17 protein-coding genes and 1 pseudogene are annotated in these 14,798 nt (G+C 33.9%); 10 read left to right on the forward strand and 8 right to left on the reverse strand.

Annotated elements, in window-relative coordinates:
- The first annotated feature begins 49 nt into the window (after window positions 1-49).
- The 4 genes and pseudogenes from N3Z16_RS08560 to N3Z16_RS08575 all read left to right on the forward strand — a co-directional run bounded on the left by N3Z16_RS08560 (window position 50) and on the right by N3Z16_RS08575 (window position 2,592).
- Window positions 50-304 (forward strand): hypothetical protein, encoded by a 255-nt coding sequence (locus tag N3Z16_RS08560; RefSeq protein ID WP_282485543.1) that lies wholly within the window; start codon window positions 50-52, stop codon window positions 302-304.
- A 73-nt stretch (window positions 305-377) separates the two neighbouring features.
- Window positions 378-524, forward strand: coding sequence for a transposase zinc-binding domain-containing protein (locus N3Z16_RS08565; RefSeq protein ID WP_282486174.1), 147 nt, complete (start codon window positions 378-380; stop codon window positions 522-524).
- Window positions 518-1,506: pseudogene (locus N3Z16_RS11130) on the forward strand (IS91 family transposase). The gene N3Z16_RS08565 and the pseudogene N3Z16_RS11130 overlap by 7 nt, the downstream one beginning before the upstream one ends.
- A gap of 342 nt (window positions 1,507-1,848) precedes the next feature.
- A complete protein-coding gene (locus N3Z16_RS08575; RefSeq protein ID WP_223938424.1) occupies window positions 1,849-2,592 on the forward strand; it encodes a lysophospholipid acyltransferase family protein in 744 nt (247 codons plus the stop codon).
- A gap of 295 nt (window positions 2,593-2,887) precedes the next feature.
- Here the strand turns inward: N3Z16_RS08575 and N3Z16_RS08580 are convergent, their stop codons facing one another.
- From N3Z16_RS08580 to N3Z16_RS08590, 3 genes are all read right to left on the reverse strand, one after another.
- Window positions 2,888-3,766, reverse strand: a complete 879-nt coding sequence (locus N3Z16_RS08580; protein ID WP_282485553.1) for a transposase — start codon at window positions 3,764-3,766, stop codon at window positions 2,888-2,890.
- Entirely contained in the window at window positions 3,748-4,200 is a 453-nt protein-coding gene (locus N3Z16_RS08585) for a transposase (RefSeq protein ID WP_282485554.1), read from the reverse strand. The genes N3Z16_RS08580 and N3Z16_RS08585 overlap by 19 nt, the downstream gene beginning before the upstream one ends.
- Before the next feature lie 117 nt (window positions 4,201-4,317).
- Window positions 4,318-5,043: a 3-oxoacyl-ACP reductase gene (locus N3Z16_RS08590; protein ID WP_282486180.1), complete on the reverse strand. Its 726-nt coding sequence runs from the start codon at window positions 5,041-5,043 to the stop codon at window positions 4,318-4,320.
- 168 nt (window positions 5,044-5,211) lie between these two features.
- Between N3Z16_RS08590 and N3Z16_RS08595 the strand changes: the two genes are divergently transcribed.
- A complete protein-coding gene (locus N3Z16_RS08595; protein WP_282486181.1) occupies window positions 5,212-6,141 on the forward strand; it encodes a M48 family metallopeptidase in 930 nt (309 codons plus the stop codon).
- A gap of 181 nt (window positions 6,142-6,322) precedes the next feature.
- Window positions 6,323-7,273: a DsbA family protein gene (locus N3Z16_RS08600; protein WP_282486182.1), complete on the forward strand. Its 951-nt coding sequence runs from the start codon at window positions 6,323-6,325 to the stop codon at window positions 7,271-7,273.
- A 50-nt stretch (window positions 7,274-7,323) separates the two neighbouring features.
- Here the strand turns inward: N3Z16_RS08600 and N3Z16_RS08605 are convergent, their stop codons facing one another.
- Both N3Z16_RS08605 and N3Z16_RS08610 read right to left on the reverse strand, forming a co-directional pair.
- Window positions 7,324-8,184 (reverse strand): M23 family metallopeptidase, encoded by an 861-nt coding sequence (locus N3Z16_RS08605; RefSeq protein WP_282486183.1) that lies wholly within the window; start codon window positions 8,182-8,184, stop codon window positions 7,324-7,326.
- Window positions 8,185-8,236: 52 nt separating this feature from the next.
- Window positions 8,237-8,914, reverse strand: coding sequence for a potassium-transporting ATPase subunit KdpA (locus tag N3Z16_RS08610; protein WP_282486184.1), 678 nt, complete (start codon window positions 8,912-8,914; stop codon window positions 8,237-8,239).
- A gap of 87 nt (window positions 8,915-9,001) precedes the next feature.
- Between N3Z16_RS08610 and N3Z16_RS08615 the strand changes: the two genes are divergently transcribed.
- Window positions 9,002-10,039: an IS630 family transposase gene (locus tag N3Z16_RS08615; RefSeq protein WP_282485609.1), complete on the forward strand. Its 1,038-nt coding sequence runs from the start codon at window positions 9,002-9,004 to the stop codon at window positions 10,037-10,039.
- A gap of 21 nt (window positions 10,040-10,060) precedes the next feature.
- Here the strand turns inward: N3Z16_RS08615 and N3Z16_RS08620 are convergent, their stop codons facing one another.
- Window positions 10,061-11,020, reverse strand: coding sequence for a potassium-transporting ATPase subunit KdpA (locus N3Z16_RS08620; protein WP_282486185.1), 960 nt, complete (start codon window positions 11,018-11,020; stop codon window positions 10,061-10,063).
- Window positions 11,021-11,207: 187 nt separating this feature from the next.
- Here N3Z16_RS08620 and N3Z16_RS08625 point away from each other — a divergent pair, with 187 nt between their 5' ends.
- On the forward strand, window positions 11,208-11,951 hold the full coding sequence (locus tag N3Z16_RS08625) for a TlpA disulfide reductase family protein (RefSeq protein WP_282486186.1): 744 nt from the start codon (window positions 11,208-11,210) through the stop codon (window positions 11,949-11,951).
- A complete protein-coding gene (locus tag N3Z16_RS08630) occupies window positions 11,929-12,195 on the forward strand; it encodes a hypothetical protein (RefSeq protein WP_282486187.1) in 267 nt (88 codons plus the stop codon). Before N3Z16_RS08625 ends, N3Z16_RS08630 begins: the two co-directional genes overlap by 23 nt.
- Window positions 12,196-12,336: 141 nt before the next feature.
- On the opposite strand, the gene ltrA is transcribed toward N3Z16_RS08630, so the two are convergent.
- Window positions 12,337-13,638, reverse strand: a complete 1,302-nt coding sequence (gene ltrA / locus N3Z16_RS08635) for a group II intron reverse transcriptase/maturase (RefSeq protein WP_282485624.1) — start codon at window positions 13,636-13,638, stop codon at window positions 12,337-12,339.
- 3 nt (window positions 13,639-13,641) lie between these two features.
- On the reverse strand, window positions 13,642-13,854 hold the full coding sequence (locus N3Z16_RS08640; protein WP_282485625.1) for a hypothetical protein: 213 nt from the start codon (window positions 13,852-13,854) through the stop codon (window positions 13,642-13,644).
- 270 nt (window positions 13,855-14,124) lie between these two features.
- Between N3Z16_RS08640 and N3Z16_RS08645 the strand changes: the two genes are divergently transcribed.
- Complete coding sequence (locus N3Z16_RS08645) at window positions 14,125-14,793, forward strand: S49 family peptidase (RefSeq protein WP_410519617.1); 669 nt, start codon at window positions 14,125-14,127, stop codon at window positions 14,791-14,793.
- The last annotated feature ends 5 nt before the right edge of the window (window positions 14,794-14,798 follow it).

The raw sequence follows: 14,798 nt of genomic DNA on the forward strand, positions 1-14,798 counted from the left end.
TTATAAAGACTGAATGTTAGACATACATAAGATAATATATAATTGAGTTATGAGTAACTTGCACTCTGAGCAGCATTTGGTCAATGAATTAGCGGTAAAAACTCTTAAGGCCATTTCTAAAGAGCAAGCAATTCCTTACAGCAGGATCAAAAAGATTTTTTCCGAAGGAGATAAGGAAATAGCCAAGGCTTTCTGGATAATGTTGCGAAAAATATCTCCCAATCATAAGTATAATTCTGTTTACTATTGCCCTGATTGTAAAGAATTTGATTTAGAACGCAAAGGAAGAAAGATTCCTTGGTAAGAAAACATTAACTATAAGTAATTTATGGAAATAGTCGGTAAAGGAATATCTATAAAACATATTTTTCTAGACCGTGGTAATTGGTCTCGATTTCGCTAAAAAATACGGCAAGCTAAGATACGGCATTATTTTCAACGTCACTAAAGTTATATCGTGTGGAACGAAATATTTAGGATTTAAACGTTATAGCTGCCGTGATTGTAACCGCAATAAATCGTAGCATTCAGCTGTAAAGGTAGGTTTTGTTCTCGTTGTGGTAAGAAACAAACGGATCAATGGGTGAGTAAGGCTAGCAATGTTCTACCAAAAACACGATGGCAGCACATTACATTTACAATGCCGGACTCTTTATGGCCGATATTTTGGCTCAATCGTGATCTGTTTGGATTGATTTCCGGTATTGCAGCAGGAATTATTAAGGAGATAGCTACAAAGAAAAATCTTGTGGTTGGTATATTTACTGCCTTACACACTTTCGGTAGAGATTTAAAACGCAATGTTCATATCCATTTATCGGTTACTTGCGGCGGTATAAATAGCAAAGGCAAGTGGCAAAAATTATTTTTTCCTGCCGAACCTATTAAAAAAATGTGGAGACATAGAGTCCTTGAGTTATTTCGCTTTCAATATATCTCAAGTAATTTGAAGTTGCCGTCCGCATATCAAAATGCTGAGAATTTTAATAACTGGATGAGTAGTTTATACGAAATCAGTTGGTATGTTTATTTACAAAAACCATCGGATGATCATAAACGCAACATAGAATATTTAGGGCGGTATATAAAACGCCCCCTATTTCCGAGACAAGAATAGAAAATTACGACGGAAAGCAGGTAACGTTTAAATTTCTTGATCACTATAATAATACAATTGATCGCATAACTATGCCCGTGATGCAGTTCATAGCTAGTCTGATTATGCATATACCAGATCGTTATTTTCGAATGATTAGGTATTACGGTTTTTTATCTAATAGAACTAGGGGCGTACAATTACCTATCGTATATAAGGCAATTAATCAAATCGTTCATAAGAAAACTAAGCTCATTAGTTGGAGATTAATGATTTGGTTGAATTTTAAAATAGATCCTCTGTTTTGCTATAATTGCAATAAATGTATGAATCTGCGGCAAGTTTATTACGGTTTATCTCCGCCATTGTTATTAATAAGAATCAATGAATTATTATCAACGCCTAGATAACATCATTATGGCGAACACTTCTTTCACGTCTTAGCCACATAATTTGTAAAACTGAACCTATTTTTAGATAGATTCTGGCAGAGATTTTTATAAAAGTGTTGATAATTTCTAATATTGTGGCTTGTAACTACATTTTATTAAACGAATTTTCAAAGTTTTGATTAACAATTTTTCTGGTTACAAATTTTGAAATTCCTATACTATGAAATATAATTTTGCGCTCTTTCTTGAATCTAATTTTCTAACGGGTGTCTCTTTGTTTTTGTTGTTAACCATCACTATTGAATTGCAATTTTTACAAAAAATCTATAGTCTCCAGGCTAATAATTTTAACATTATATCATGTTTTGGCGACTAAGAGTTCTTGCTTTTTATTTTACACTAAGCTTGTTTGCAGTAATAATGGGTCTTCTCTTTTGCCTTCCTGTGTATTTCTTGAATTTAGGTTATAATGTCCGGTATAAAATTGCCGAAATTTTTTCACGTATTTTTATATTTCTGGCGAAGCTTTTATGTGGTATAAAATATCAAGTCACTGGCATAGATAAATTGCCTCAAGATGGAAAACCTTATATAGTTCTTGCTAATCATCAGTCATTTTGGGAAAATCTCTTTATGCAATTGATTATTCCCAAGCATTCGTGGGTTCTCAAGAAGGAATTATTTGATATGCCTGTATTTGGCTGGGGTTTAAGAATGCTTAATCCTGTAGCTATAGATAGAAGTAATAGCCGCTCAGTACTTCAGATATTAACTGAAGGGCAAAAAAAAATAGAACAGGGCTTGCCTCTCATAATGTTCCCAGAAGGTGGCACAGTTAAAATAGATAGAAATGTTAAATTTAAACCTAGCGCTGCTAAACTAGCAATTAATGCAAATGTTCCGATAGTGTTAATAGCTCATAATTCCGGTGTTTTTTGGCCAAAAGGGTTTTGGTTTAGAAAACCAGGCTTGATTTCTCTAAGAGTCCTAGAAGTTATTAGTACCAAGAAGTACGAAGATCACGATGTAAGGACACTTACTGATTACATTGAGGAAAGAATTAATAAAGAAAAAGAAATATTGGTCAGGCTGGCAAGTGGTTAATCAATAAAGTAGTTTCCACTCAGTTATTATACTTTGATTAAAATTGGAATCTATATTATCCTTTTTAAAGTTAATGCTTTAATAAAATATTAACTCGTCTTTCCGTCAAAATTCTAAATTTTTGATGTAGTTTTAATAATTTTAAAAGTCAATCATCGCATTTTTATTTTTTTGGGGTATTTTTTTACCAAAAATATAAAATTTAGGTGCTATGATGGCAAAAATTCACAATTTACTCATGATTCTCTCTTGAGCAATGCTAATTGCTTAAATTATTAAGATTTTCGGAAAATTATTATGCGGTGGATTCTTTGAGAATATTAGTGATTCTACGCAAATTCAAGCCAACGGCAGAGATAAGCGGATTAACGATATCTCCAATTATTCCCTTAAGGTAGTTTCTACCCATACGACCAAAATTCTTTAGATGACCTATTATCGGTTCAATTGCACTTCTCCGCTTTTGCATCTTTTTGTCATCGGTTGATAAAGCTTTCTTGGTCTTGGCGGTAAAAACCTTGCCTTTTTCTTTGAAGTTATGGCCGGTGTAACCAAGATCTACAAAAATTTTGCTAGTCTCCGGACTTAGCTTGCGCAGCTCCGATACCGTTTGATCTAAAGTATGTCCGTCGTAGGGGTTACCGTGAAAAGATTTAACCCCAAGAATAAAGTTGCCTCGGCCGCTTACTGCAATCCCGACTTTGTTACCAAATTCGTAAGGTTTATTCATTTTACCCTTGCCGATACACTCTACCTCCGGAGCATGAAAGCTATAGACTATCTTATGCTCTTTTTTATAAATATCCTTGTCCTTTTTCTTAAGCACAGACTGGGCATGAATATTTTTAACTCTCGTAAAAATGGCGCTATCCTCAGCAGATAGTTCTAATTTTGATTTTTCTATACCTCTCCAGCATATACGGATCAACCTACCTAAGCGGACTTTTAAGCTTATCATTATTTTTCTACGTTGCCTTGCTTTACTATCTTCCTTGTACTTCCAAAGCTTGATCGTCTTATATTTAAAACTCTTGGCGTATGTCTCGTTAAGCGAAATACCAAGTCGTTTACAGAGATCTACTACTTTTGCTCTTGCGGTCTCCATTAAATGTACGTCATGTGGATGTTTGATATTCTTAATCTGTACAGTCGTATCTATAATCGCCGATTCCAAGTCTTTTTTTTGAGTGCTCCGACCTTCAGTCCTATACGCAAAAGCTCTTTTAGAATCTCTTTATATCCTTCCTCTCCCAGAGCATTGCGGAATCTACGTATAGTCGCCTCCGATACGTCAATATCTTGTTGCATATACTCATAGCCGCAAAAATATTGCCAATATATATTTTCCTTTAATTCTTCCTCCGTAAACGAATCAGAACCGTTATACATAGCTTGCAGCATTGATAGTCCTAGCATTACTCTATGATCCTTCTTATTTCTACCGAATTGCTTGATTTCAACCTTAGCTAATGCCAGCGCTTCAAGTTCAGACCAATTTACCAAATCTCTCAGTTTATATAATTTGTTTTTGCGATTTAGTTGTATAGATAATTTTTCACCAAATAATCTTTCTTGTTTTTGAGAAAAACTAATATTTTCTATAGGCATATACTTTAAAATCCATAAGCTTTATGCGCTAATTATAACATTTTCTTATGGATTTCGTAAGCCATTTATAACATGAAACCCCTTCTAATTCAGGGGTAGAGAGTTTTGACGGAGAGACTAACTCATATGATAGCCGCCATTGATAGATAAGGTCTCACCAGTAATAAATCCTGATTTCTCGTCAATAAGAAACAGAACGGCTCTTGCTACTTCTTCAGGGTGGCCAAGTCTTTTAACTGGGGTAGCATTAATAATTGTCTCTAATATTGCACTTGGTACGTTTTTTGTCATATCGGTTTCAATATAACCGGGGGCTACACAATTTACAGTTATACCTTTAGGTGCTGATTCTCTTGCTAAAGCTTTGGTAAAGCCTATAATACCGGCTTTGGCGGCACTATAGTTAGTCTGTCCTATTTGTCCGGCTTGGGCGTTAATAGAACTGATACTGATTATTCTACCAAAATTGTTGTTTCTCATATTGTCGATTACTGCTTTGGACATATTAAAACATGAAGACAGGTTAATATCTATTAACTGACGCCAGTGTAGTATATCCATTTTGTGCATCATAGAATCACGTATAATACCGGCATTGTTAATTAGTACAGATACATGCTTTCCTGCATCTTTTTCAATTGCGGCAATATTCTTTTTACATTCTTCAAAATCTGCTACGTTCCAAGGTCTAACTTTGATGTCATACTTTTTAGAGAATTCTTCTGCAAGTTGATGATTTTGCTCGTAATTTGCTATAACCTCGTAACCATTCTCTTTTAAAGCAACTGAAATTGCTGCGCCAATACCCCTTATTCCACCTGTAATAACAGCTAATTTAGACATATTTTTCCTCGACATATAAAACTACTGATTGTAATTTGCCCTAAGTTAACAAATTATTCAAGTCGTTTTATAATAATTTATTAAGGTGTTTATTTATAATTTTATAAAAGCTTGTTATTATTACGAGCGGTTTTGTTATACTTAGGAAATATTTACCAGGTACGTTTCATGATAAAAAAATTAATTAGTGTAGTAGTTTTTGTTCTATTCTTACTAAAAAACGCTTATGCGAATATCATAAGAGACTCAGAAATTGAGGAAAACATCAACTTGGTGATAGCACCACTGAAGGAAGTTTCCGGGATAAAAGATTTAAAAATCTTTTTAATAAATGATGAAACTCCAAATGCTTTTACTGTAGGTGGCTCAATAGTTTTTATTCATAGTGGTTTAATAACAAAATTTCCTGATCCAGATGTGCTGCGGGGAGTAGTAGCTCATGAGATCGGCCATATATTAGGGCAGCATATCAGTAGAAGACAGGAAGTAATAGACAATTATAGATTACTTGCTATGGGTAGCGCAGTGCTAGGTCTTGCTACGGCTATAGGGAGTGGATCTCCGGGTATTGCTGTTATGATGGCAGGGAGTCATGTTGCTGAAAGGTCCGTACAGGCATACTCAAGAACTTTTGAGTCTAGTGCTGACCAGATGGCTTTAAAATTGCTTGAAAAAAGCCATCACAGTAGTGTAGGTATGATCAAGTTTTTTGAGAAAACAAGAATTGATTCAAGGAGCGATTTAGTTAATCCTTATGAACAAACACATCCGCTAAGCCAGGACAGATTAGTTGTGTTAAAAAACTATAATAAGAAGTCGAAATTTAATACAAGCCAAAATAATAAAGAGCTAATAGACAAGTTTCGTAGAGCCTCAGTAAAATTAGCAGCTTATACTAGAGAGCTAAATACACTGCCGCAATATGACTATAAGGAAGGGATAGACGAACTTAACCTCTATACCAAGGCTATAAAATGTTTTAGAACTGGTAATTTTAATAACGCTTTAAAAAATACCGATGTGTTATTAAAGCAACTATTATCGCTTATAAATCAGGAAACGAGGAGGAAGCAAAAAAACTTGCAACTGAAGCATTGAAAGGTTTAGAGGCAAATTCTCCTGATTGGTATAAAGCCAATGATATTATTGCAGTAGATAAATAGCGATAGAGATATTATTTATTGCTTCTTTATAAGTTTATTTATTTTGCAAAAACAGTAATTATCTAGTAATTATAAAAGCACTTAATTTTATTATAAAAATATAAATAATTTTAATTATGCAGAAAATTTTTACCAATATATTGCTTGGGATCTTACTTATTTTAGTAGCTCTTTTTGCTTATAAAATCCTTAGAAATCCTGAAATCGTTAAAACCTCTATTAATAATGCGCAGACAGATGAAGAAAAAGCAGCTCAACAAGTTTTAAATGAGCCTAAATTATCGGAAGAAGAGTTAAATATTAAAATTCACGATTATATCTTAAATCACCCTGAAGTTCTTGTGGAATCTCTTGAAGCTATGCAAAGAAAAAAAATCGAGGAATCCAATAAACAAACGGCAGATTATTTATTAGAGAACAAAACTAATATTGAAAATGATGGGCTGCCCCCGGTTTTTGGTAATAAAAATGGCGATATAACAGCAGTTGTGTTTTATGATTATAATTGCTCTTTCTGTAAACAGGCGAATTTAATTACTAATGAAATACTAGAGAGCGATACGGGGGTAAAAATTGTCCTTCGTCCTTTACCGATATTAGGCGGAACTTCAATGTATGCCACTAAAGTAGCATTAGCTGTGCATAAAATATCGGAGGAGAAATTTCCTCTTATTCATAACGAAATGATGAAAATGAAACCGATAACAGAAGAAGGAGTGAAAGCTTTATTAGTTGCTAATCAGATTGATTATCAACTTGTTGAGAATGAACTTAGTAGTTTTGCTATAAAAGAATTAATAGCAAAGAATTTTGACCTAGCAAAAAGCCTTGGAATAAAAGGAGCTCCATCTTACGTAGTTAACGGTATCTTTATACCGGGGTTAGTTGATAAGGAGAAATTTACAACCATTATAGGAGAGTTAAGGCAAATTGCTGAACAGGCTCAGAGCTCCGAACCTCGGGAAATTAATAAAAATAATTTAGATGTAGAAAACAAAAATGATAAAGTAGGTAATAAAGAAAAAGTAGAAATTCCTAGTCAAGAAAATTCTAATAAATCTAATTAAAACATAACTGTTAGAAAGATAAAATCCTGTGATTGTGCTTCATCAGGTTTTTATCTTTTAAAACATTCATAGTTATGGCCAATAAAATCATAAGGGTTTACGTGTTTTCCAGCTATATGTATTTCAAAATGTAGATGATCACCATGAGCGTTTCCTGATCTACCCTGCAAAGCAATTACCTGGCTTCGTATGACTTTTTGTCCCTTTTTGACAAAAGTATTTTTCAAGTGAGTATATTTGGTTTTAATATTATTTTCATGGCTGATTTCAACGGTAGTACCGTAACCATTTTGGTGACCAACAAAAGATACTTTCCCGTTTGCACTTGCATATATAGGTGCGTGGTAGCCTGCAACTAGGTCAATACCACAATGCATTTTTTGTTTCTTATTGCTAGGGTGTTTTCTAATTCCATAGTTACTTGAAATATAAGAATTATAAGAGGGAAGCATCAAAGGCAGATGAGATGTTATTTGATCTAGTTTTGCTAGTTCCGCTTTGGAATTAACTTTGGTGAAATCGGCTTTAGCAATCTTTTTTACATTTTGATAATGGTTTTTAGCAAGTATCTTATATTTATTTTGCAGTCTGGTTAACAACGTAGTTATCTTTTGTACTTTAAGCTTGGCTTCTTTGGCAAAAGGAGTATTGGAGCGATATTTTTCCTGAAATTTTTGTAGATACTTTTGGGCATAAATTTTGTCATTAGCAAATAAACCGAGCTCTTTTGAAAAAATACAGCTGGTGCTATCTATTCTCGCTAAGTCATAGCTTAAAACTAAATCTGCTCTTTTTATTTTGTAGTTTTTTTGTAAATCACTGGTGAGTTTTTTATAAGAATCTATAGAGTATTTAGTAGTACTACAAGCCTGCAGTAAAAAGGGAAGAAGTAAAATAAATATAAAACGCATAAACATTATTTACAGAAAAAATATTTTATTATTTTGTAGAAGGGGTTGCTGATTACATATTAATAAATTCAAGTATAGGGCCTAAAATCATTAGCGGCATAAACATTATTGCTCCAACAATTAATACAGTTATTAATAAGAAAAAACTTAGATCAAAACTCGATTGATTTTGATTTTTAGTACAATTTTCCATTTTCCTTTTGCTGGCAAAAGAACCACTAATTGCAAGGGAGTAATATATAACTGGATATCTTCCGATGAACATTGCCAGAGCAGTCATATAATTAAAATAATTATTTGCAGTATTAAGTCCGGCGAAATTAGATCCATTATTAGTAAAATTGGAAACAAAGTTATAAGCAATATCCGTTACTGCTTGGGAACCTTGATAAGTTATTAGCTGCTTCGTTTCTGGAAGAGCAAAAGTAATTCCAGTAAACAATAAAACCCCTACTGGCATTATTAGGAATACTATTACTACATAATTAATTTCATTAATAGTAATTTTTTTGGCAAAAAAATTACTATTATCACCGGTAATTAGGCCTCTTAAAAAAACTGAGACAATTAAATAGGCAAGCATTGCAAAAAAACCAGATCCCACACCTTCCATAATAAACTTACTTATTACTAAGTTAGAAAATAAGAAAATGGTACTAAGAGGTGAGTAATTTTCAAGACATGCGTTTGTTGTTCCATTTGAACTCATGGTAATAGAAAGCACCCACATAAAAGAAGGAAACTTATCATATTAACCCACCAATTAAATACCCGACATAACTATTGCCAAGAAGGAAGGAATTTGTATAATGCAATAATGTCAAAAAGTGAAGATTTTAGGAAATTATCAATAAGCGCACAAGCGTCGATGAGAAAGATTGCTCTAAAACTAGTAAAAAGAGGAGAGAGTCAATCGTCGGTAGGTGAATTAATAGGAGTGAGTCGCCAGACAGTAAATGAATGGGTAAGGAGGGAAAAGAGAGGCGACAAGTACGCAATTAGTGGGAAGTTAAGAGGTAGAAAGATAGGAGAGAAAAGGCTTATAACCGAAGATCAAAGTAAAATAATACAAGGGTACGTAAATATCTCTAGACCAGAAGATCACAATATCAAATCAGCATTATGGTCAAGAAAATCAGTTAATGCACTCATCAAAAAACATTGTGGATTTTTTCTTCCCCTAAGTACAATAGGCGAATATTTAAGAAGATGGGGGTATACTGCACAAAAGCCAAAGAAGTTAGCATATGAGCAGCAACCCAAAAGGGTTCAATTTTGGTTAGATGAAGAATATCCGTCAATAGCCAAGCAAGCAGAATATGAAAAGGCAGAAATACATTGGTGCGACGAAGTAGGGATAAAACAAGAGTGTCAGGTATTACAAAGCTATTCTTTAAAAGGAAAAACCCCTGTTGTGATTCATAAATCGAAGAGATTTAGTATAAACATGATATCCACTGTTACAAATAACGGTAAGCTAAGGTTTATGCTGTACGAAGAGACACTAAAAACAAATGTATTTATAGAATTTTTACGGAGGTTGGTAAAATACTCCAAGAAAAAAATCTTCTTAATCCTAGATAATCTCAAGGTTCATCATAGCAAAAAAGTACAAATATGGACTCGGAAACATAAAAAGAAAATTTCTTTATTTTTTCTGCCTCCGTATACTCCGCAACATAATCCGGATGAATATTTAAACAACGATTTAAAAAGAAATGTAAATAGGAAACATATACCTCTTACAAAATCTGAACTCCAAGGGAATTTAAAATCTTACCTAAGGACTCTGCAAAATAACCCAGAACATATCAAAAGATTATTTCAGGCGAAAGAAGTAAAATATGCCGCCTAAGTCGGGTATTTAGTTGGTGGGTTAATATATCAATTCCTTACCAGTATAGTTAAAATTGTCGCCTATAATTCTATCTGCGAGTATTAATGGTACTCCATAGTCAGTTTCTCCAAGGTATAAAACGTGCAAAGAAAGGCTCATGACTAATACAACAATCCAGTACAAAGACCAGCTAAAATTTGTGGCTTTAACAGCAAAACCGTAAGTGAATATCAAAGAAATCGGAGCGATTACGATTAAGAATAAATTTAATATTACAACCATCCTTGAGGGAGCTTCAAAAGGGTGTGCAGACGCGGCAGAAAAAATAGAGCCTCCATTGGTAGCTATGTGTTTGATTGCTATTTGACCTGCAGCAGGTCCTATAAATAATTGTTCTTTTTTTTCTTCTAGATTTAAGTAGTCTATATTGCCAGTAAAATCGTGTGGGACACCTCCGGCTATCAAAAATAGCGATATGATAAATGCTGCCGGTAGGAGCAGGAAACATAAAATGCGTAAGAAATCATTATAAAAATTACCTATATAGGGATTGGCATTATTTATTATTCCCCTAACAAAAGCTATAAATACAGCAATACTAGTAGTTCCTGATAAAAAATTTTGCATCGTCAACGCAAAAATTTGACTTAGGATGCTTAATTGGTTTTCTGGGTTATGACTTTGCCAAAATGTGCTAGTAGAAAAAGAAATTGCTGCATTTAAACTCGCTGCAAAATCTAGTTCTCCTGTTAAATCCTCACCGGTGGGTAAGTGTTTTTGAAAGAAGATTATCAAGAAAGTACAAATTATACAAATAAGGTTGAAGATCATTAAGCTTGTAAAATACTTTTTCCAAGTTTGTTGTTTAATTGCTCCTTTTGGAGAGTAAGTAATTAAATTATTTCGAGGTTCGTCAAAAAAAAGCCAAGCTATATATTTTCCAATTATTGGAGCGGTAATGGTGACGATAGAAAAAAAGACTAATGCTGATAATATCATCCTATCTCATTTCTACCTTAATTTCTTTTGGCTCTTCTGGTAGAGTTAATGGCCTTTTTAAACCACAATTTGAGAGAAGTAAGCAACAAATGGCAAAAGAAATAATTTGTTTCATATTAATATTTGAGATATAAGTTTTGTAATGTAAAAATAATATTAACTTTGGCGGATTAGGACAATATATTCTATGGCAAAAATTTTTACAAAAATATTTTTATGGTTTTTCAGCCTTATTTTTGCTCTGAGCATATATAGTGGTTCTGTTTTGGCTGAAAATTCTACGATTATTAGGCCAGAATCTTCTTTTGTACCAGATGTAAATTTTTTTGATGAAGACGGAAATAAAGTTTTTCTAGATCAGTTCGAGGGTAAAACAATATTGGTAAGCTTTTGGGCAAGTTGGTGTGGTTCATGTGTTGAGGAATTACCCAGCTTGGATATTTTACAAAAAGATTTTAGAAAGTTGCCATTTGAGGTGCTAGCTATTTCGGAAGACTTTAAAGGGGTAAAAGCAGCTGAGGACCATTTTAATAAATATGGAATTAGACACTTGAAATTATATCATGATTATAAAAATAGTTTGTTTAAAGCTATGTCAGTAATCGGGTTACCTACTGCTTTTTTAATTGACCCTGAGGAGAAAATCAAAGTTATATTTAAAGGGAATACAAAATGGCATGATGAATCAGTTCGGGATATTCTGCTTTCTGAAATTCCCGGTAATCCGGAAACTCCAAAGAATAGCTACATAACGACATCTTTAAATAAAAAAATTGCTCCAGTAATTGGCGAACCAGAAGAAAAGAACACTAAAAAACCTCCACAAGATTTAAAGGCCAATGCCGAGCCTGATAACCCGGATCAGAAACTACAAAATAATACACAAACAGATAAATTAGAGAAAAAAGATGAAAGCAACAAGCCAAAGTAAAAATTCTATTTCTAGTGTAAAAGTACCTGTTGGTTCTAAGCGCCTCGGTAAAATAGATCAATTAATGTCGCTATTGCCTCTTGGTTTCTATAATACTAAGCCTGTTGTAGCCGTTATGAGGTTAGAAGGGGTGATAGGTAAAGCAGGAGCTATGAAACCAGGTCTTACTATTTCTTCTTTAAATAAATTAATTGAAAAAATGTTTAAACTACCACGGTTAGATGCTGTATGTTTAATTAGGTAGACGCCGTGATAATTTCTCTTCCTCTAATTTCCTCTTAATTTGTTAATTAAACGATCATTACCACGACATCCCCCGCAGAACCGTGCTTGCAGTTTTCCCGCACACGGCTCTTCAATGGAACATTTGCTATAAAAGCTAGAATTAATACATTGGATAGCATATCCTCGGTGTCGGTAATGGATTCCATTGTAGATATTTTAGATATTGGTCTAAATTCATACTTTTCTTCTGACTTCTACGATTTATCCATTTAAATACAATCAAAAAGATCTTATTATAAAACTGCTGAAGACAGCGATAATTACCGCTAATTCCAAAGTAATTATAATGTCCCGTTAATTTAGATTTGAGTACTGGCCACCATTCTTTAAGACGCAATTTATTTCGTATTTGCTTTAACCACTCCTTAGTTTCTTTAAGTTTCCGACAGAGATTTTCTTTACTGGTCTTATGACCCATAATGAAATATCCTTGCCTACTCTTACCGCAATAATGCGTAAAACCAAGAAAGTTAAAAGTTTCTACTTTTTCTTTGCCTCTTCGAGCTTGTTTCCATACTTGTCGTCCAAATTTAAGCACTTTTGTCTTTTCTTCTGATACCTCTAGACCAAACTTTTCTAACCTTACGTGAAGTAATTTCAGAAAATTCTTTGCATCTTTTTCACTTTCACAACATACTACAAAGTCATCACAGTAGCGTATTAGCTCCATGTGTCCTTTTGCTTGTGATTTAATTTCTTTCTTAAACCATAAGTCTAGTACATAATGAAGATAGATATTTGCAAGCAATGGACTAATTACTCCTCCTTGAGGAGTTCCTACCTCAGTTGCTAACTGCTTTCCATCCTCAACTACTCCAGCTTTTAAGAATCTCCTTACTAACCATAATAAATTACGATCAATTATTTTCTCCTCTAAACATCGTTGTAGCCAATAATGATTAACATTATCAAAGAACCCTTTGATATCTACTTCTACAATATAGTTAATTGGTTTAGTCATAACCGCTTTGTCTAATGCTTTTACCGCATCATGACAGCTTAATTTATGTCTGAATCCATAAGATACATCCAAAAACTCTGCTTCATAAATCTGTTCTAAGATCTTCTTTAGCATAATTTGAACTAACTTATCTTCAACTGATGGTATACCAAGTCCACGCTTCTCATTCTTACCAGCTTTTGGGATATAAACCCTCTTCACTGGTTTAGGACAATACTGCTTTGACTTCATGGATGCCACTAATTGACCAAGCCTTTCTCTTAAATTCTTGCCATAAGCTTCCACTGTCTCACCATCAATTCCACAAGCTTTATTAGCCTTTAGTTCTTGATAGCATTCTGCAAGATTAGCCTCATTTACATGATGTATTAACGATGTAAATTTTAGTTGTTTATCTTGCCTCGCTCTCCTAGCTATCTGATTAAGTTTAACCTGCATCATTTATTATAACCTCAGTGTATTATTATGACTGGTACTTAACCAGGCTTCCCATTGCTGACCGCTTCCCCATGTACATAGCTTTCCTATGCTCCAAGTACTATCAGTCAGTCTGACTTCTTCTGTATCATTTGCCAGTTCTCGCCTGTTTTGACTTGTCCCGACATACTCTTCCGAGAACACAGAAGATCTCCCAAGTTTACGTAAACTCCATCTCATACCATGCCACGGACTTTGACCCCGATAGAGTGAATGATAACTTACCTTAACGCCACCATTCATACTGCCTTCCGCATAATGCAAAAACGTCGGCCTCTATGATCTTGAATATTTCGGAGCTCAATACCTTCACTTTCGTTGCGGCCTGATATGTCCTTACCATTGGCTTCATTGTGTTTGTCACCTCCCACAATGCAATGGTTAGTTCTATGCTGGTGGTTAGCCTTTGCATAGGTCGGATTCTCACCAACTGATTCTTACGCACTTCCCTTGGCGCACTGCATAAATTCTCCTGGAGGATCACCTGTTCAGTCTGAGCTAATATGTAAAAGGATAATTTCTTTAGCAAAGGAATTAGATGTAATGGTTTATAGTTTTGTTGAAGATGTTGCAGCTTCTGGCGGATACTGGCTTGCTTGCAGTGGTAATAAAATATTTGCTACTAACAGCTCAATTATTGGGAGCATAGGAGTTATTTCAAGTGGATTCGGTTTCCATGGTGCTATAGAAAAATTAGGAATTGAGAGAAGGGTAATAACCGAAGGTAAAAACAAATCTGTTCTTGATCCTTTTCAACCTGTAAAAGCTTCTGATGTAAAGCTGGTAAAAGACCTACAGAAAAAAATATACGATCATTTTACGGATAGTATTAAGGAATTAAGAAAAGGCAGACTTACCCAAACTGATGATATTATATTCAATGGTGAGTTCTGGACAGGGCAGAAAGCTTTGGATTATGGTCTAATTGATGGAATAGACGATTTATATTCATTTATTTATAAAAGATATGGCAATGAAGTAAAAATAGAATATATAGAGCATCAGCAGTCATGGTTTAAAAGAAAATTCGGAATGGCACATAGTGCTCAAGAAATTACAGATACTGTTCTTGATAGGGTAGAGGAAAGGTTTTTAACAAGTAAAATCGACTTATATTAAATGAA

The sequence above is a fragment of the Candidatus Megaera polyxenophila genome, assembly GCF_029982035.1.
GTDB lineage: Bacteria > Pseudomonadota > Alphaproteobacteria > Rickettsiales > Rickettsiaceae > Megaera > Megaera polyxenophila.